General features: G+C 62.7%; 16 protein-coding genes and 2 tRNA genes. 6 read left to right on the top strand and 12 right to left on the bottom strand.

The window, feature by feature from the left end:
* Positions 1–48: 48 nt before the first annotated feature.
* The 4 genes from BWR02_RS16515 to BWR02_RS16500 all read right to left on the bottom strand — a co-directional run bounded on the left by BWR02_RS16515 (position 49) and on the right by BWR02_RS16500 (position 3427).
* Positions 49–139: transfer RNA gene (locus tag BWR02_RS16515), tRNA-Ser, on the bottom strand.
* A 66-nt stretch (positions 140–205) separates the two neighbouring features.
* On the bottom strand, positions 206–1333 hold the full coding sequence (locus BWR02_RS16510) for a sodium ion-translocating decarboxylase subunit beta (RefSeq protein WP_139559021.1): 1128 nt from the start codon (positions 1331–1333) through the stop codon (positions 206–208).
* A 16-nt stretch (positions 1334–1349) separates the two neighbouring features.
* A complete protein-coding gene (gene oadA / locus BWR02_RS16505; protein ID WP_139559020.1) occupies positions 1350–3131 on the bottom strand; it encodes a sodium-extruding oxaloacetate decarboxylase subunit alpha in 1782 nt (593 codons plus the stop codon).
* A gap of 5 nt (positions 3132–3136) precedes the next feature.
* A complete protein-coding gene (locus tag BWR02_RS16500) occupies positions 3137–3427 on the bottom strand; it encodes an OadG family protein (protein WP_162560200.1) in 291 nt (96 codons plus the stop codon).
* Between the two features lie 240 nt (positions 3428–3667).
* Between BWR02_RS16500 and BWR02_RS16495 the strand changes: the two genes are divergently transcribed.
* Positions 3668–3913 (top strand): hypothetical protein, encoded by a 246-nt coding sequence (locus BWR02_RS16495; protein ID WP_129883959.1) that lies wholly within the window; start codon positions 3668–3670, stop codon positions 3911–3913.
* 202 nt (positions 3914–4115) lie between these two features.
* A tRNA-Val gene (locus BWR02_RS16490) sits at positions 4116–4190 on the top strand.
* Positions 4191–4222: 32 nt separating this feature from the next.
* Here the strand turns inward: BWR02_RS16490 and BWR02_RS16485 are convergent.
* The 7 genes from BWR02_RS16485 to dinB form a co-directional block, all read right to left on the bottom strand.
* The gene (locus BWR02_RS16485) at positions 4223–5296 is read right to left on the bottom strand and encodes a tyrosine-type recombinase/integrase (protein WP_139559018.1); all 1074 of its coding nucleotides are present in this window, start codon (positions 5294–5296) and stop codon (positions 4223–4225) included.
* 225 nt (positions 5297–5521) lie between these two features.
* Positions 5522–6259: a phage antirepressor KilAC domain-containing protein gene (locus BWR02_RS20955; RefSeq protein ID WP_162560199.1), complete on the bottom strand. Its 738-nt coding sequence runs from the start codon at positions 6257–6259 to the stop codon at positions 5522–5524.
* Between the two features lie 148 nt (positions 6260–6407).
* Positions 6408–6974 carry a FlhC family transcriptional regulator gene (locus tag BWR02_RS16475; protein WP_162560198.1) on the bottom strand — a complete coding sequence of 189 codons (567 nt, stop codon included), beginning with the start codon at positions 6972–6974 and terminating at the stop codon, positions 6408–6410.
* Positions 6955–7269 carry a flagellar transcriptional regulator FlhD gene (locus BWR02_RS16470; protein WP_139559016.1) on the bottom strand — a complete coding sequence of 105 codons (315 nt, stop codon included), beginning with the start codon at positions 7267–7269 and terminating at the stop codon, positions 6955–6957. The genes BWR02_RS16475 and BWR02_RS16470 overlap by 20 nt, the downstream gene beginning before the upstream one ends.
* 340 nt (positions 7270–7609) lie before the next feature.
* Positions 7610–8941: an ATP-binding protein gene (locus tag BWR02_RS16465; protein WP_139559015.1), complete on the bottom strand. Its 1332-nt coding sequence runs from the start codon at positions 8939–8941 to the stop codon at positions 7610–7612.
* The gene (gene creB / locus BWR02_RS16460; RefSeq protein WP_139559014.1) at positions 8926–9627 is read right to left on the bottom strand and encodes a two-component system response regulator CreB; all 702 of its coding nucleotides are present in this window, start codon (positions 9625–9627) and stop codon (positions 8926–8928) included. The genes BWR02_RS16465 and creB overlap by 16 nt, the downstream gene beginning before the upstream one ends.
* A 540-nt stretch (positions 9628–10167) precedes the next feature.
* Positions 10168–11319 (bottom strand): DNA polymerase IV, encoded by a 1152-nt coding sequence (gene dinB, locus BWR02_RS16455; RefSeq protein WP_139559013.1) that lies wholly within the window; start codon positions 11317–11319, stop codon positions 10168–10170.
* Between the two features lie 1052 nt (positions 11320–12371).
* Between dinB and BWR02_RS16450 the strand changes: the two genes are divergently transcribed.
* The 4 genes from BWR02_RS16450 (at position 12372) to BWR02_RS16435 (ending at position 17041) form a co-directional block, all read left to right on the top strand.
* Positions 12372–13460: a GlxA family transcriptional regulator gene (locus BWR02_RS16450; RefSeq protein WP_236102338.1), complete on the top strand. Its 1089-nt coding sequence runs from the start codon at positions 12372–12374 to the stop codon at positions 13458–13460.
* 176 nt (positions 13461–13636) lie between these two features.
* Positions 13637–14179: an SRPBCC family protein gene (locus BWR02_RS16445; protein WP_139559011.1), complete on the top strand. Its 543-nt coding sequence runs from the start codon at positions 13637–13639 to the stop codon at positions 14177–14179.
* 30 nt (positions 14180–14209) lie between these two features.
* On the top strand, positions 14210–15172 hold the full coding sequence (locus BWR02_RS16440) for a bifunctional 5,10-methylenetetrahydrofolate dehydrogenase/5,10-methenyltetrahydrofolate cyclohydrolase (RefSeq protein ID WP_139559010.1): 963 nt from the start codon (positions 14210–14212) through the stop codon (positions 15170–15172).
* Between the two features lie 54 nt (positions 15173–15226).
* Positions 15227–17041, top strand: coding sequence for a hydrogenase maturation protein (locus tag BWR02_RS16435; RefSeq protein WP_139559009.1), 1815 nt, complete (start codon positions 15227–15229; stop codon positions 17039–17041).
* Positions 17042–17465: 424 nt separating this feature from the next.
* Here BWR02_RS16435 and BWR02_RS16430 read toward each other — a convergent pair whose 3' ends face one another.
* Positions 17466–17936 carry a tyrosine-type recombinase/integrase gene (locus BWR02_RS16430; protein ID WP_236102336.1) on the bottom strand — a complete coding sequence of 157 codons (471 nt, stop codon included), beginning with the start codon at positions 17934–17936 and terminating at the stop codon, positions 17466–17468.
* Positions 17937–18256: the final 320 nt, after the last annotated feature.

Here is an 18256-nt window from a genome sequence, read left to right as displayed (position 1 = left end):
GCCTGTTCGCGATTCAGTCGTTCTGCGCCAGTTAGGAATGAGCATGTCTGGCGGAGAGAGAGGGATTCGAACCCTCGATACGGGTTTAGCGTATACACACTTTCCAGGCGTGCGCCTTCAACCACTCGGCCATCTCTCCGTAGCCGCGCATTCTACCGTTTCCTGACGGCATTGTCAGCCGCCCGCGGCCGCTAGGGGCAAGGCGTTACTGCACCAGCGCGAGCAGCACGCCTGCGGCGACCGCGGACCCGATCACGCCGGCGACGTTCGGCCCCATGGCATGCATCAGCAGAAAGTTGTGGGGGTTGCTTTCCTGACCGACCTTGTTGGCGACCCGGGCCGACATCGGGACCGCCGAAACGCCGGCCGCGCCGATCAGCGGATTGACTTTGTTCTCGCTGAAGCGGTTCATCAGCTTGCCCATCATGACCCCCGATGCGGTACCGAATGAGAACGCGATCGCTCCCAGCACCAGGATGCCGAGGGTTTCGGGGCGCAGGAAGCTCGCGGCGCTCAGTTTCGAGCCAACGGCCAAGCCAAGGAAGATCGTGACGGTGTTGATCAATTCATTCTGGGCGGTCTTGCTGAGGCGCTCGACCACACCGCATTCCCGCATCAGATTGCCAAGGCAGAACATGCCGATCAGCGGTGCCGCTGAGGGCAGCAGCATCGCGCTGAGGATGAGCAGGACCATCGGGAAGATGACCTTTTCCTGACGGCTGACCAGACGTAGCTGCGCCATCTCGATCAGCCGCTCTTCCCGGGTGGTCAGCGCGCGCATGATGGGTGGCTGGATCAAGGGTACCAGCGCCATGTAGGAGTATGCGGCGACGGCGATGGCGCCGAGCAGTTCGGGCGCCAGTTTCGATGCGACGTAGATTGCCGTCGGGCCATCGGCTCCGCCGATGATCGCGATCGCAGCGGCGTCCTTGAACGTGAAGTGCAGTCCGGGAATGAGGTTGAGGGCCAGCGCACCGAACAGCGTGCCGAAGATGCCGAACTGCGCTGCCGCTCCCAACAGCAGCGTCTTCGGGTTTGCGAGCATCGGACCGAAATCGGTCATCGCTCCAACACCCATGAAGATCAGCAGCGGGAATACGCCGGACTTGATCCCGAGATACAGGTAGGAAAGCAGCCCGCCCTCCTCGGCGATGCCCGCCACAGGGATGTTGCTCAGCACGGCCCCGAAGCCGATCGGCAGCAGGAGTAAAGGCTCGAACCCCTTCCGTACGGCCAGGAAGATCAGCAGGAAGCCGACGCTCATCATCACGGCCTGGCCCCACTGGAAATTCGAGATTCCCGTGCTCAGCCAGAGTTGCGATAGTCCTTCCATCGGCGTGTGTTCCGCTTCAGGCCAAGGTTACGAGGGCGTCGTTCGGACCGACGCTGTCACCCGCCTTGACGTTGATGTGGGTTACCTGGCCGCCAGTGCGCGCCCGGATCTCCGTTTCCATTTTCATGGCTTCAATAACCACGACCACATCACCCGCGGCCACGGTCTGGCCCTCGCGTACCGCGAGGCGGAGCACGAGGCCCGCCATCGGCGCCCGCACGGTCTCGGCGCCCGCAGTCGAGGCACTGGCCGGTGCGACCGGGAGCGCTTGCGGGGTAACCGACCGGACCGCATCGCCCGGCCCGATTTCCACATGATATGGATTGCCGTTCACCCGGACCGCATAGGAGCGGATACCTTCGGCGGCCGGGGTTGATGCTGCGGGCTGCGGCGCTTCGGTCGCTGCCGGCGCGGCGCCGGGCATGGGTTCGAATGCGCTCGGATCGTTGCGGTGTTGCAGGAAGCGCCAGCCCACCTGCGGAAACATGGCGTAGGTCAGGACGTCATCGACCGGCGAACTGGCCAGTTGCACACCGTGCTCCTGGGCCAGCTGCGTCAACTCTTCCGACATCCTGTCGAACTCCGGCGCCAGCAGGTCCGCTGGCCTGACGGTGATGGGGTCGGTCGTTCCGAGCGCTCGTTGCTGCAATTCGGGGTCGACGGGCGCGGGCGTCGTGCCATATTCGCCGCGCAGCACGCCGACGGTCTCCTTGGTGATCGTCTTGTAGCGTTCGCCGGACATCACGTTGATCACGGCTTGTGTGCCGACGATCTGTGAGGTGGGGGTGACCAGCGGGATATAGCCGAGTTCGCGCCGGACGACGGGAATCTCCGCCATGACCTCGTCGAGGCGGGACAGCGCGCCCTGTTCCTTGAGCTGGCTTTCCAGGTTGGTGAGCATGCCGCCGGGAATCTGCGCGACGAGGATGCGGCTATCCACCCCTTTCAGCGAGCCCTCGAAGGCGGCGTACTTCCTGCGAACGCCGCGAAAATACAGTGCGATCTCTTCGAGCAGCTTCAGGTCGAGCCCCGTTGCGCGGGGGTGGTCCTCAAAAGTGGCGACAACGGCCTCGGTGGGACTGTGGCCATACGTCATGCTCATCGACGAGATGGCGGTGTCGACATTGTCGATACCGGCTTCGACGGCCTTGAGGATCGTCGCGGTGCTCAGGCCGGTGGTCGCGTGGCACTGCATGTGCACCGGAATCATCAGGACGGCCTTGAGTTTCCCGACCAGTTCTTCGGCCACATAGGGTTTCAGCAGGCCGGCCATGTCCTTGATGCAGATGGAATGCGCGCCCATGTCCTGCAGGCGGCGCGCAAGGTCGACCCACATGTCCACGGTATGGATCGGGCTCACGGTGTAGGAGATCGCGGCTTGTGCGTGCCGTTCGACGGCAACGGTCGCCTGGATCGCGCGTTGAAAATTCCGCTCGTCGTTGAGCGCGTCGAAGATCCGGAACACATCCACGCCGTTGACCGCGGCCCGCTCGACGAACTTCTCGACGACGTCGTCGGCGTAATGGCGATAGCCAAGCAGGTTCTGGCCGCGCAGCAACATTTGCAGGCGCGTCTTGGGCAGGCTCGCCTTCAGACGGCGCAGTCGTTCCCAGGGATCCTCACCGAGATAGCGGATGCAGGCGTCAAAGGTTGCGCCACCCCAGGCCTCGAGCGACCAGAAGCCCACTGCATCCAGTTTCTCGCAGATCGGCAGCATGTCGTCGGTGCGCAACCGAGTCGCCAACAACGACTGATGAGCATCCCTTAGGACGACATCGGTGATACCTAATGGCTGCATTGCGTTCAGTTCTCCCCGTTGGTGCGGTGTTCGTGCTGATGGACCGCAGCTATGATGGCGGCGACCACGGCCTGATTGTCAGGGCCGCCGCTATTGGCGAGCAGTTGCGGCTCCTCGGCAGGGGCCGCAGCCTTTGCTTCCCAGCGCACAAGCAGGCCATGGGTGCGTTGAATGATCCAGACCAGCAGCAGCAGGAACGAGAAGACGATCCCCATTCCAATCAGCATCAGGTTCACGCCTGAGAGCAGCAGTTCCGCTAACGGTGCTTCCATGATGATCGTCTTTTTGCCAGCCAAAAAACCGTGGAATAATACGGCGCCGCCGGCGCAATGTCGAACCGGGCCCGGCCTCGCGCCGGACGGGCGATTAGACGATGCGCGGTTTGGTGACGGAACTCCAAGGGAATTTTTGGTGGTTGCCAGGGGTCATATCGCGGTCGGTGCGAGGGTAGAAGTGCAGTGCGACGTGCGTACTGGACGCGTGGTGGCATCAAGCACGCTGCGGAAGCATCTCAGATTCAATGAGGATTACGGAATATGTTGTTATTTCTGAAAATATGCGCTGTGGCGTCGGTCGTCATCCTGATCGTCGGGTTGATCAAACCGAAGTGGGTTTTGTTTTTCATGAAATATCCCGATCGATTGACCGTCACCTCGCTGGCCATGGTGCTGTTCATGGCTTCGTGGACCGGGATTGCCAAACTGACCTTGAAGCCCAAGGAGCGCGTGGCCGAGCACCGATCTTCCGAGGACGTCAACCAGTTGAAGTTGGACCGACAGTGAGGTGGCGCTGTGCCACCTAGGCTACCAGCGTGGTGTGAAGGGGCCTCATGGAAGAGACCAGGCCCCGGCAGGAACGCGAATCTCCGGTCGGCCGTTTCGATCCGATTTCTGCTTCCGCGACCAAATGCAGGCAGCAGCATTCGTTGATGTAATGTCTTGACATGGACCGCTGGAATTTGCGAACCTCTACGGCCGCACATGCGGGCGGTTAGCTCAGCGGGAGAGCACTGCCTTCACACGGCAGGGGTCGTAGGTTCGAACCCTACACCGCCCACCATTTTCAAAAGCCTTGCCCCGATTTTGCCCCGTTTAGGCGGCTTGGTACACGCGGCGCAGGACTGCAGACGGACGATTCGACACGTTCGTCAGTAGGTCCACACAGTGAAACAAGCGTTCCAACGTGGCCCGTGAATAATGGTGCGTCACGGTTCGCCGTTTGTGCCCAAGCAGGTCTTGGATGTCCTCCATGGGAAGGCCCGCATCCCGCAACCGCACCGCGAAGGTGTGGCGCAGATCGTGGACGCGAACATCCGATAACTCCACGCCCGCGCGTTCTATTTTCCAGGCCCGGTTGTTCATCCGATCGATCCGGTGTCCCCGATAGGTGAACACCCACTCGTTGGACTTTCCGCGTTCGGCATCAACCACCGATTGTGCGATGCGGTTCAGCGGCACCATTTTTTCCTCCCCGTTCTTGGTGATCGTCTCCGGCAGGATGAACACCGAACGGTCGTCCATGGCATGTTCCCATTCCCAGCGTAGCCCGCAGATCTCCTGATCTCGGCAGCCAGTGTTGACGGCAAACAAGGCCATGCAGGCCAGGTAGTCGGGCAACTGCTTGAACAGGACCTCCTGCTCTTGCCAGGTGATCGGTCGAGGTTTCCGTGCAATCACCTTGACGGAGGGCATGTCGGGCGCTCGCTCGAGCCAAGTCACGCCATTGGTATCCCGCCAGACGCTGGCCGCCTTACGCAGGACTGCCTTCAGGGCACCCAGTTCGCGTACGACGGTGCCGGTACTGACCTGAGCCAACCGCGCCTGCACATAGGGCTGCAGGGTCTCGCCGTTGAGCTGCGAGAGGCGTACCTCTCCGCCAAACCAATCGACCACCGGGCGCAGCGCATAACCCTGTCGGGCGATGCCGCGCTGCTCGGCATTCTCCATGAGGTAGCGCGCGGCCGCCTCCTCCAGGGAGTGCCCTTTCCGTTCACCATAGAGCGTGGTTCTCCGAATTTCCTCCATCCTCAACGCGAGGTAGCGTTCCGCTTCCGTGAGGTCACTCGTTCCAGTGCTTTCGCAAACGAGCTGTCCGCAGATGGTTTTCTGGATATGCCACGTTTCACCGCGCTTTCTGAGTCCGCGCGTCGTTCTCTTCTTTGACATGGGGTGTCCTCCAAGTGGGTGGCTGGACGCCCGTTGCGGCGTTTATGCTCATCCACCCAAGCGTCGAGGTCAAGCCGGTCCCAACCAATACCGCCGTCGCCGACGGGCAACTCCGTGAGATAGGGCCGCACGACCGTGTTGAATGTTCGTGGCGACATCCCGAGATAGCCCGGGGCGTCGCGCATGCGGAGAATGCGGGGCGGGGTGCTCATGGGGTGTCTGCCATCATTGTGCGACCCGTTGCGGCTGGGTCGGCACCAACTCACCCAGCCGGGCCAGGCCTTTGGCGGTAATGCGGACCTGCTCCACGATCCGAGCAGTGCCGTCACTCCGTGGCACCGCGACGATCTTCATCGTGACCAAGCCCGCTTGAATCCGGGGTTGGTGGGCGAGGTAGGCGGCACCGCCGCTCCGGCGATAGATCCAGCGCTGCGCCAACAGCCACTGGATCAAATCTTTGGGTCGTATCTGCAAGGCTTTCGCCGCGTCGGTGAGACAGCACGAACCCTGGGCCTCCGCCAGACGGCCGAGGGCGTTCGCCCTCGGGGCGAGACTCTGGACTCTTTGTTCCAGGTCCAGCACTTGGTCGCAGTAGTTCAGGAGCAGGCGCCGCATCGTCGCGGGATCGCTCAACCACTGGATCGGATCCCTCGTGCTTGGCGGCTGCGTCACCAGCGCGTCGTAGGCGCGAATGACCTTCAGGTGAAAGATCGGGCTGATCCACATCGCATAGGCATACACCAACTCTTTCCCGACGAAGGTGCCAACACCTTGTTTTGCGTGGATAACCAGAATTCCGGTTTTCTCGATTTCAGCGATCAACTCCAGCGCTTGCTGGGTGATCAGCCATTTGGCTGGCTGGTGCCGGCGCTCAGCGCCAGCGGCTCGGTGGAGATCGTTCAGACAATAGCGGCCAGCGGCGTCCTGCCGCACGGCGATGTTCGAAATGCTCAGGGCAGTCATGGATAGTGTCGGTGGGATGAGTTCTGATGGCGTCTCTTTCTTTGCGGATTTGGTGTGGCCCTCAGGGGGCAGAATGGCCGGTCGCTGGGTTCAATCTCAGACGGTGGCCACGAAGACCGCACACACTTGGGACTCATTAGGCACGAGGTCATGAGTTTTCCCCCCGTTCCTGCGGCCTGTAGTGGCTCGTGTCGAGACCGCGTGCGCGCGGTCGTGGTGCCCGCCGCGGACAGAACGGGCAGGTCGGCGGGACCGGTGCCTCCGCGGCGACGAGATAGCTAATCCCGCAGGAACCACACGGCAGGAGGTGGACCGCTCCGGCGCAGAGATCGCGAACCAGCACATAGGCCGCCGTGAAATGGAACTCCCGCCCGGCGCTCGTCTCTGGCCGCTGACCGCCTAGTTCCACAAACAGGTCGTAGCTGCGGATCAACGCGTCGGTATCGATGGTCTGCAGCGCGTTGGCGTCAGCCAGGCGGCGATACAGCAGCGCGTAGACCGACAGTTGCGCTTGAACCCGCCGATTGACCATCAGGCTGGCGGCGTGATGCAGTGGGCCGGAGGCCGCTGAGACCCCATGCACCGCTCGGTGCAGCGCTCGGACTTCGTTGATCGGCAGTCCTGTGAGGTGCTGCACTGGCGTCGACCGCAATCGCCGCTGCAACAACTGCAAGGCGAGCGTCCGCTGCCGGTGTCTATGGAGCGATGGGGTCATCGTTGCTCCGGGTGGCTGCTGCCAATACCTGCCAGCGCAAGTGGTCGGCACAGCGCTGCGCCGATTCTTGCCGCGCCAGTTCCCGCCACAGCTGCGGCGGTAAGCGCAGGGTGTAGCACAGCACATGCGAGGCCGCGAGATCCCGCAGTGCCGAAAGCGGGAGGCGGCTTAGCGCCGCGGCCGCGTCCGGGGTCACGCCCAGGAGCAACCGCGCCTTGTGCTCCTGACCGGAGACCAGCCATTCGCGGGCCTTCTGCAGAAACAGCATGTTGAGGTCGTAAATATCGGCATCCATCAAGCAGGCCTCAGCGGTCAGGTCGGTTGGCTAGCGGGTTCCGACTGTACCGGTGCGTCGCGCCCTTGTGCGGGCGAAAGCTCACCAGAATCGACCGCTTTCCCGGGATTTCTGTTTTCGGAGGCGAAATGAAGCAGGTGCCGAGCCCAGACCAGAGGCCCGGCGCCTGGTCGGAAGGCGGGTAGACGGAGACAGCGTGATACATCGGAATGGCCTCGATTCGGTTGACGAGGCCGACAGCATCCACCCGCTGTGTGAACGCCGGATGCGAAATCCGCGCAAATTCCGCGCGGAAGTGTGAAGACCGTGTGAAGAAACGGCGCGGTTGCCCGCGTGCCGGTTACACCTTCGGCAAGCGCAGGCGCGCGATGGCGCCGCCGTCGGGGTGATTGGTGACCTCGACCTGACCGTGATGCAACTCGGCAATCTCCCGCACCAGGGTCAGCCCCAAGCCGGTGCTGCGGGGCTGACCGTCGGGTCGGGGTAACGAGTAGAAATGCTCGAACAGCCGCTCGTGGGCATAGTCCGGGATACCCGGCCCGTGATCGTGCAGCGTCAGTTCGACCGCGTCGCCGGCGTCGGTCAGGGCCACCTCGATCGCCCCCGACTCCGGTGAAAACGCGATCGCGTTCTGCAGCAGATTGACCACCGCACAGACCAACAGGGCCTGCTGACCGCGCACGCTCGCCGTGGCCGATACGACCCGGGTCAGCGTTAGGTGTTTGGTCCGTAATTCCACCGTCAACGTGTCGGCCGCCTCGGCCAGCACCTGGGCCAGACTGACCCGTTGCCGGTCCGACAACCGGCGCCGCTTCTCCAACGCGGTCAGCTCCAGCAAGCGATCGACCACAGACTGGATCCGGCCCGTCGCCGCGTCGATATGGGTCAGGCAACGGCGCTGCTGCCGGGCAGGGAGCGGCCCTTCCAGCAGCTCGGCGTGGGCCCGAATCGTCGCCAAGGGGGTTCGCAGTTCATGGGTCAACGCCTGCACATACTCCTCGACGTAGTCGCGTCCCGCCAGCGCATCGCGCATCGCGTCCAACACCGCCCCGCACCAGCCCAGGGTACTGCGGCTGAGGTTCGGCAAGGCGCGGAATTGGTGCCGCCGCACGGCGGCCAGGTATTCAAGGATCAGATCCAACGGGCGCAGCCACCAGAGGGTGAACGCCACGGCGATGGCGATCAGGGCCAAGCCGATGTACAGCCCGCCGAGGAAGAAATGGCGCCGCGCGCTGTCCTGGGCCAACGCAAGCCCGGCCAAGGGCGTGCCGACGCGGACTTCGCCAATCACGGCTTGGTGCCAGACAATCGGGGTCGCCACGACCAGCAAGGCGGTCGGCGCGTCCGCTGGGTCCGGAGCCGCCCGGCGGCCGCGACTGAGCGAATCGAACAGGGCGCGGCCGGTCTGGTCGGTCAGCCGGATGCGCAGATCGGGCAGAGGGGCACCCGCGTGCTGCCCGGGCGCGAGCAGTTGCTGTAGGCGCTCGGCGCTGACCGTGCCGGTCTGCAGATCCGGCGCCAACACCGCGGCGATCCAGCGCGCGGTGTCGGTCAGGAGCGCTTCCGCCGAGCGGCGGTAACGCTGCTCCAGATCACTGGCCTCGTGGCTGATCAAGACGGCCAGCAGGACTTCACAGGCCAGCAGCAGGCCCAGGCTCACGCGGCGGCGCATACCGTGGAGTCCTCTTCTAGGGCATAACCCAGCCCGCGATGGGTGCGGATCACGTCAGGCCCGGGCCATACCGCCTGCAGCTTGGCCCGCAGGGCCTTGATGTGTGCATCCACCGCGCGATCACAGCGCGCTTCGGGATGGTCCCAGACCTGCTGCAGCAACTCTTCCCGGTTGAAGATGCGGCCGGGACGTTTCAGGAGTGCGGCGAGGAGGTCGTACTCGAACCGGGTCAGGGACAGCGTATGGCCGTGATAACGAATCCGCCGCCGTTCGGCGTCGACGCTGAACGCGCTGGGCGGGTCGGGGAGCCCGCTCGGTTCGCGGCGGGCACGCCGCAGCACCGAGCGCACCCGCGCGATGAGTTCCCGCAGGCTGAAGGGCTTGGTGATGTAATCGTCGGCGCCGAGCTCCAGGCCGGCAATCCGATCGACTTCCTGCGCGCGGGCGGTCAGGAAGATGTTCGGCACGTTGCAGAAGCCCCGCAGTGTGTGTAACAGATCGAAGCCGTTGGTATCGGGCAACCCGATATCCAACAGGAGCAGATCGAACGGGGATGCTCGGAGCGCCGCCAGCGCCTCGGCCCCGGTGGTGCGGATCTCGGGTTGGAAGCCGTCCTCGGCGAGGCGATACGCAATGGCCTCGGCCAGCGCCAATTCGTCTTCGACGATCAGTATCCGGGTAGACATCGGAGCGCTCCCTCGCCGCGTGGTGTGATCAGGGACAACAAGGTGGTTACTCGGAGCATAGAACACACAGCGCAACCCGAGTGGGGGGTGTTGCGACGGAGGCGGGCTGAGCAGTAGCGACAACGGCCTAGTGAGGCGCGTCCGCCACGCCGGTGCGGCATGACCCTTGGGGTAAAAAGTTATCCACAGACAGGCACGGCATACGACCGACGCGGGCACGGCATACGACCGACGGAAACGGCCCGAGCACGGCATACGACCGACGCCGACACGGCATACGACCGACGCCAACCACGGCATACGACCGACGCGGGAAGGATTGGCCAACCATGCGCAAAGCCGCGCCAGCCGTGGCCTCCAGCCCGTTTGCCGGCAGCCGTTTTCGCCTTGCTAATCTTTCTTTAATCCTTTTCTAATCATTTAAGTGTGAAAAAAGTTATCCACAGGGGCGACTGCCTTTCCTGGTACACACCCTCGCCGCAAACCCTTCGAACAGCCCAAAGGGGCTGCTGATGAGGCCCATTGCGTGAAGCCCAGGGCTCAGCCATCGTCCCGGTCATCGGCAAATAAACCGCCTGCGGCAGCGTTCGATTCGCTCGCAGCCGCGATGCGGTTTAGGGCCGACGCCCGAATCCCGAGGAGTCGCAAAGGATGACCCAGCGGCACGCGTTTGAGGCACGCCCGGGCGGTGCTGAGAATCACGCCGGGATCATCGGTCGCCGCCGCCAGGGTGTGGGCGCGCGTAATGGTACGGAAGTCCTGGTAACGCAGCTTGATGCCGATCGTCTTTCCCCGGTAGCCTTTCCGGATCAGATCCCGACTGACCCCGTCACAGAGCGCCGTCAGGATCTGCGTCAGTGCCGGTCGATCGGCGCGCGGATCCAAATCCCGCGCAAAGGTCGTCTCACGGCTGATCGACTTGGGTTCACTGACCTGCACGACCGGCCGTTCATCCACGCCCTGGGCTGCTTGGCTGAGCCACAGGCCATAGCGCGGGCCGAACTGTTGCATCAGCCACGGCACGGCGGCTTGGGCCAGGTCGCCAATGGTTCGCAGGCCCAGTTGTTCGAGCTTGTCGCTGGCCTTCGGACCGATCCCGGGGATGGCCCGCGGGGGCAGGGGCCAGATGCGGATGGGCAGGTCCTCCCGTGTCAGGACGGTCAAGCCATCGGGCTTATCCAACTCCGAAGCGATCTTGGCCAAGAGTTTGTTCGGGGCCACGCCAATGGAACAGGACAGTCCAGTGGCCGCACGCACCTGGTCCTTGAGGCGCTGTGCCACCCATACCGTCTCGCCGGGCACGGCGGTCAAGTCGATATAGATCTCGTCGATACTGCGGTTTTCGAGGTGCGGCGCGATGGCCGCGACGGCAGCCTTGAAGAGGTGTGAGTAACGCCGGTACTCCTCAAAATCGGCCGGGAGGAGGATTGCATCGGGCGCCAGGACTGCCGCCTTCATGAGCCCCATGGCGGAGCGGACACCCAAGGCCCGTGCCTCGTAGTTGGCCGTCGTAGCCACGCCACGGCCGACATAGGCGCGCAGCCGGGGGAAATCGGCCAATGCGGTGTCGGGCGGTAGCGCGGGTCGCCGTCCCCCGACCACCACCGGTGAGCCTCTGAGCTGAGGATAGCGCAGCAGCTCCACCGAGGCGTAGAACGCGTCCATGTCCAGGTGGGCAATGCGGCGTGACATAACGGGTAGGGTAGCAACCTCGCTCGGATTGGCCTATGCCGAGCCCCGGTTCGGAGGAAAGTAACGCCACTGAATCGGTTGATAGAGGGGTAGCTGAAAGAGAATGTGATGCCTGCGGTCGGCTTCTGGAGTGGGATACCAGCGCCGTGACGTGCACCACCTCTCTGCCCATCCCTTCATCGCCTGTCGCCCACGGCCGGCTGGCAGATCCTGCGGGGCAGCAAATCGGCTTGAAGCCGTCATGCGGTTTCGCAAGCTAGCCGGCAGGTCCTCGGCCAGTACTGACGTTCGGCTTCCGGTCCGTGCGAGTCGGCAATGTGCCGCTTTGCTGCCGTACGGGCGTCGGGACGGTAGAACGGCAGCTTTTCTGATCTAGCGACGGTGGCTTGCGACCCAAAGCGGTCCGTCGCCAAGACTAACATCGGATGACCCGTTTCAGACTGAACCGGCCACACGGAATCACAAGCTAGCCGCCCATTCCGCGGCCAAAAGGGCCGTTTACGCTCGCTAGTCAACTGCGGCCGTGCAGCCGCTTAATGGATCGGGTCCAATGTCCGTAGGGAGTATGCCATCGTAGCACCGGACTCGGTCCTCAACCGCAAACTCATGGGACTAGGCTGAGCCGCGCTAACTCGGTTTCCCCGAAAAAACCTGTCACAACCGTCAACGCCCCCCTTTAACGTAACGTAACGTCCCTTCCGAAGCTTTTGCTTTCATTGAAATCATAAATCAACGCCATGGTTGACGTTCGCATTTAGTCCGGCCTCGCTTCCCTGATCGTGATGGCCAACCGCGACCTCCAACAGGGCTCCGCCACTTACCGCTTATGGCTTTAAGGGCCCGTAGAGCGTGAGCGGGCTCCCTGGCGATGTCTAGCCGCGCAGCGGTGAAGTCAAAGGAACCGTTGGCGGAAATCGAGGGCACTCTGTCATTGTGGAAAGACTCGGGAAGGCACAACCTGGGATCCAGCCCAATACGCCGGGTCTGCGGGAGCCAAGCCAGACTCGCTCGGCGTACTGACGAAAATGACCATGCCGTGTGAGGACTACGCCGTGAGCCAACATGCCATCCCACCAGATCAAGCGTCGAAACCAACGATTAGACCCATCGGCATCGTCGCGTTCGACGGCGTGGAAATCCTCGATCTGGCCGGACCGATGGAAGGATTCGCCCTGACCAACTTCGGTTTTCAACGCTCCGGCATCGCCAATGAGGCCGTCTATCCGATCAGAATCATCGCCAAAAGGACGGGGCCGGTCACGGCGTCGTGTGGCCTTCGAATTTATGCCGACTGCGCCTACGATGAGTTCACGGATGAGATCGACACCTTGTTGATCCCAGGCGCCCCGGATGTGGCATATGTGCTGTCCGACCCGTCGTTGCGGGCATGGGTTTGCAGCATGTCCGGCCGCGTGAGGCGACTGGTCTCAGTTTGCACCGGCGCCTTCCTGTTGGCCGAAGCCGGTCTCCTTGACGGGCGGCGAGCGACCACCCATTGGGCTTATTGCGAGCGCTTGGCCGCCGATTATCCCAGGGTCGCGGTCGAACCCGATCGCATTTTTTTGCGGGACGGTCCGATCTCCACTTCGGGCGGCATCACGTCAGGCATTGATCTGACGTTGGCCCTGGTCGAGGAAGATTGGGGCCGAGAGCAGGCTTTGCTGCTGGCGCGTTACATGGTCGTCTTCCTCCAACGACCGGGTGGCCAGTCGCAGTTCAGCGGCTACCTGGTCAGCGATGCGACGGCTCATGGCGACGTGCGGGCACTGCAAATGTGGATCATGGAGCATCCCGCCGAAGATCTCTGCAACGACCTGCTTGCCGAACGGATGGCGATGAGTCCCCGCAACTTTGCGCGCATCTTCCAGACCGAAACTGGTCTGACGCCGGCCAAGTTCGTCGAAAAGGCCCGGATCGACGCGGCACGCCATTTTCTCGGTATGACCAACGATCGAATCGAAACCGTTGCCGTCATGGCAGGCTTCGGCGATGCCGAACGGATGCGGAGGTCATTCATCCGCAACCTGGGCATCAGTCCCCAGGACTATCGCGCACGATTCGGCCGGAATGAGGCGGAAGCGACACCGACGGTGACAGGCAGGCACGCCGCGACGCTCAAGGCCTCTGTCAATTCATTTTGAAGGCCTGGCCCGTGCGCCGCAGCATCCAGGAAGATGCGGCGAAGCGTTCACACCGGTCAGCGACAGGAGGGCAATCGACGCCCCCGGCGCAACAGTCCACAGGACACTGCGCCGGTTCAGGGGGTCCGCATCGGGCGCGGACCACCGTTAGCTCACAGCACAGCAGGGGGTTTGCCATGTTTCCATTTAACGAAGACGTACGGGTGGTCGAGCACGCAAGTGTCGTGGTCCATCGGCGCCCTCAAGCGGTATTCCGCTTCATTGGAGAACAGTTCTTCGCAAACTATCCGCGCTGGTCGTCGGAAGTCCAGGAACTAAAGCAGATCAGCCCGGGCCCCGTGCGGGTGGGGACGCGCGCACGGCAGGTCCGCATCGATCTGGGTCACCGCTCCGAATCGGTTTTTGCGGTCACGGTGTTCGAACCCGGTCGCCGCATCGGTTTCGAGGGTGTGTCGAGCCCCTACCGCTGCGACTACCTGATCGAAGAGGCTGCCTCGTACGGGTCGGCGACCCTGCTCTCTTTCACCTTCGAGCTAAAGCAGCTGGAGCTGTACCTGAGACCCTTTGCCGGTTTGATTCACCGCGCGATCCTGGATGGTGTTGGGCGCACTGTGGGCACGTTGAAGTTTTTGGTCGAGGCGGAGGACGATCCTCCTCAACGGATGAGGGCGCCGGCCGCCACTGCCATTGGGAAAGCCGGGCCGGTCATGCAGGCATAGCGGACTCGGCATCACAACGGGGGAATCGTAATGAGCGCACAACTAATCGACGGGAGTCGCATTCGAGCCAAGATGCTGCAGCAGATCGAACGCGACGTGGCCAGACTGAAGGAATGGAAACAAGGGGTCCCGGGGCTGGCGGTCATTCGTGTGGGCGATGACCCGGCCTGCGTCGCCTACGCGCGCCAGAAGGAGCGTGCAGCACACAGCGTGGGCTTTGCCTATCGCGAACATCTGTTCGAGTCCCGCGTGTCCGAACGCGAATTGCGCGAACGGATCACTGAGTTGAACCGGGATCCGGCCATCCACGGGATTTTGTTGCAGTTGCCGCTCGCGGCCCATTTGAATGCCGATGCATTGGCCGCAGTGATCGATCCGGACAAAGACGTCGAGGGCCGCCATCCGGTGAATGCGGGACGGCTGTTCCAGGGCCTCGCCGGCCTGCGCCCCTGCACGCCACTGGGGGTCATGCGGCTACTTGACGACATTGGCTTCGAACTGGCCGGCAAGCGAGCGGTGATCGTCGGCCGCAGCAACATCGTCGGCAAGCCCATGGCGATGTTGCTGCTGGCTGCCCATGCGACCGCGACGATCTGCCATCGCCGGAGCGATGTGCCCGCAGCCGTCAGCCAAGCCGATCTGGTCGTAGCGGCTGTCGGGGTGCCACGCGCCATTAAGGGGGCGTGGATCAAACACGGGGCCGTGGTGATCGATGTCGGCATCCACCGTATCGACGGCAAACTGGTCGGTGATGTGGAGTTTGAGGAAGCCGCCAAACGCGCTTCGTTCATTACCCCGGTACCGGGCGGCGTGGGGGCCGTTACCGTCGCGATGTTGCTACACAACACCTTCCTGGCCTGGGCGAATCGGCAATCCAGCGGTTCGGAGCCAGCCCTTGCTTCCTGGACTGAAGCCGGCCCATGGCCCACGCGACCAGCCAGTCCGCCTCTCGCGTTACCCATTCCAGGGGTTGCTGCCGTCGTCGTGGCTTAGTTCATCGCCCCCGGCCTCAACACCACAACAATAAATTCACAAGGAGTTCAGATCATGCGCATCCTATTACTCTCGAGCGCCTACAACAGCCTGACGCAACATGCCCATATCGAACTGAAGGCCCTGGGGCATACACTGGGGGTGGCGGTCGGCACGACCGGCGATGCCATGCGGGACGCCGTACGTCAGTTTCAGCCCGAGTTGGTGCTCTGCCCGATGCTGGCCCAAGTGATTCCCCGTGACATCTGGGAACAGCACACCTGCATTATCCTGCATCCCGGGATCGTCGGGGATCGTGGCGCCAACTCGCTCGACTGGGCGATCCTGAACGAAGAGCAGGAATGGGGTGTCACCGCGGTCCAGGCGGCCGAGCACGTCGATTCAGGCCCTATCTGGGCCACCTACGAATTCAAAATGCGGGCGGCCAGCAAGAGTAGCCTGTACCGGGACGAGGTGACGCGCGCGGCGGTCAAGGCCATGCTGGTCGCGGTCCGGCGCTTCGAAAGTGGACTGTTCGTGCCGGCACCGCTGGACTACTCCCGCCCGAATGTGCGGGGCCGCTATCGTCCGTTAGTGAAAGCCGGGGCACGGCAGATCGACTGGACCAGCGATCCGGTCGAAACCATTCTGCGGAAGATCCGCTCCGGCGACGGTGCACCGGGCGTACTGGATGAAATCGGCGGCCTTCCGGTCTATCTGTATGGCGCGCACGAAGAAGGCACGCTGGTCGGAAAGCCGGGTGAGATCATCGCACAGCGCCACGGCGCCGTCTGTCGGGCGGCGGTCGACGGAGCGGTCTGGATCTCACACCTGAAGCAAAAGGGCGCACGTCCGGACGAGTATTTCAAGTTACCCGCTGCGATGGTCTTGGCCAAACAGTTGACGGAAGTTCCTGAAATTCCGGTGCCTATCCACGCCGAAACCCGCAGCGCGACCTTCCGCGACATCTGGTACGAAGAGCGCAACGAGGTCGGCTACGTCAACTTCCGTTTCTACAATGGTGCGATGGGGACCGACCACTGTCGGCGTCTGGACGAGGCCGTGCGGTACGCGCGGCAACGCCCCACCAAAGTCATCGTGCTATTTGGCGGTCAGGATTTCTGGTCCAATGGGGTTCATCTGAACCTGATCGAAGCCGCGCACGACCCCGCAGAAGAGTCATGGGCGAACATCCAGGCGATGGACGACTTCGTACTGAGTCTGCTGACCACAACGGATCATCTTACGATCGCGGCGATGTACGGCAGTGCCGGTGCCGGTGGGGTCATGATGGCCCTGGGCGCGGACCGGGTCTTGGCGCGTGAAGGGATCGTCTTGAACCCACATTACCGGGGCATGGGCGGTTTGTATGGCTCGGAATACTGGACCTATTCGCTGCCGAAGCGGGTCGGCGTCGCCGTTGCGGAACAATTGACGGAGCAGTGTCTGCCCATCAGCGTGCACGAGGCCAAGTCGATCGGGCTGATCGACGACATTGTCATTCAGGACGATCTCGGGAACGGCAGTTTTGGCCGTTTCCAGGATCAAATCGTCCGCATTGCCGAAAACCTGGCATGCAGCACAGATGTGGAGGCCCATCTCAGCCGGAAGCGAGCAGAGCGCGAGGCCGATGAGTCGGTCAAGCCGCTGGAACAATACCGGCTCGAGGAACTGGCGGAAATGAACCGCAACTTCTGGGGTCCGGACCCGAGCTACCATCTGGCGCGGTCTGCCTTCGTCCGCAAGCAGCCGCGTCCTGGGCACCTGAAATGCGCCGTCGCCCTCGAAACCGTTTGCGGGAATCCCCATTGCGACGAAGCCAAGCGGCGGGCCACCAATCGCTGCGCGGTTGCGTCTCGCGGTTGGGCTCAGCATCGGCCGGCGGCCTGACCTCCCGACAAGCGCGGGTTTGCCATCTGCCTCCGGCCATCGGCGCCAAGCCACTCGCGACGAATCGCCGTAACACGCTCTCAAACCCTTGGGTGAAGTGCGGCGTCGATCGCTGAGGCCGAGAAACGTTAGCTCAGAACGTGCACGTGTGAGGCGACTAATGGGGTGCTGCGGTCGTTTGAATGACCCGCGTCCTCTTTGGCCGAACGACCGGACCTGGCCGGCAGCACGCATCGCCCGTGATGCCGGAAAGCGGCCACAGGGGATCGACCTCGTGGCCGCGTAATACACGCCTAAATCTCGGTCTGCTCGGAGATTTCCAATGCGTCATCGACTTCGATGCCGAGGTAGCGCACTGTGCTTTAAAGTTTGCTGTGGCCGAGCAACAACTGAACGGCTCTGAGGTTCTTCGTTCGCTTGTAAATCAGCGCCGCATCGAATGGGTGCCGTAGGCCGATGAATCCAGACCTGCAGCCTCAACCCACTGATGCACGATGCGCGCATATTGGCGCGTCGAGACATGCGGCGAGGTCCCAACCCGGCTCGGAAACAGGTACTGGTCTCCCCGTAGATGGGCCTTCTCCAACCAGGCCGCCACCGCCGACCGGGTCGGCTCCGTTAGTTCAAACTGAACCGGCCGTTGCGTCTTCTTCTGGATCACCATCGCCCGTGGAAGAATCTGGCTTCCGTGGGAAATGTCCCGCACCCGTACGCTAACCAGATCGCAGCCGCGCAACTTGCTGTCGATCGCTAAGTTGAACATCGCAAGGTCCCGAACCGCATGCCGGTTCTGCAGGTGGATGCGGATGGCCCAGATGTCCTTCGGCTTAAGAGGCGGCTTTTGGCCGACGAGTTTGCCCTTGTTCCATGCTTCGCGCTTGGTAATGGTTTCCATGACAGACTCAGTGGTTGTTGAACGGAGTCAGGATGTTCGGCGAATTCTGGGAAGGCAGCTTTCGGGCACGATGCCGTATGCGTGCTGTCGGCCATAAGCGGGCATCTGCCTTTTGCGCCCCTCAACCCGTCGAGTGACCGGAGCACCCGACAAAGCTGTCGATCGAAATATTCCCGTCGCCAAGCATTTCCATCCCTTTAGGGAACCTCTGAACAATTCCGAGTTGACGCGCAAGGACGCATCCCGCGGAGAATCAGGCGTCGAAAATGGACTTTAGTGACGCAAATTCCGCGTTTGAGAGGGCGATTTCCGCCCGGATT

Origin of the sequence: Methylotetracoccus oryzae (assembly GCF_006175985.1) — a bacterium.
Lineage (GTDB): Bacteria > Pseudomonadota > Gammaproteobacteria > Methylococcales > Methylococcaceae > Methylotetracoccus > Methylotetracoccus oryzae.
Note: the sequence above shows the minus strand (reverse complement) of the source record. Positions and strands in the feature narration are given on the sequence as shown.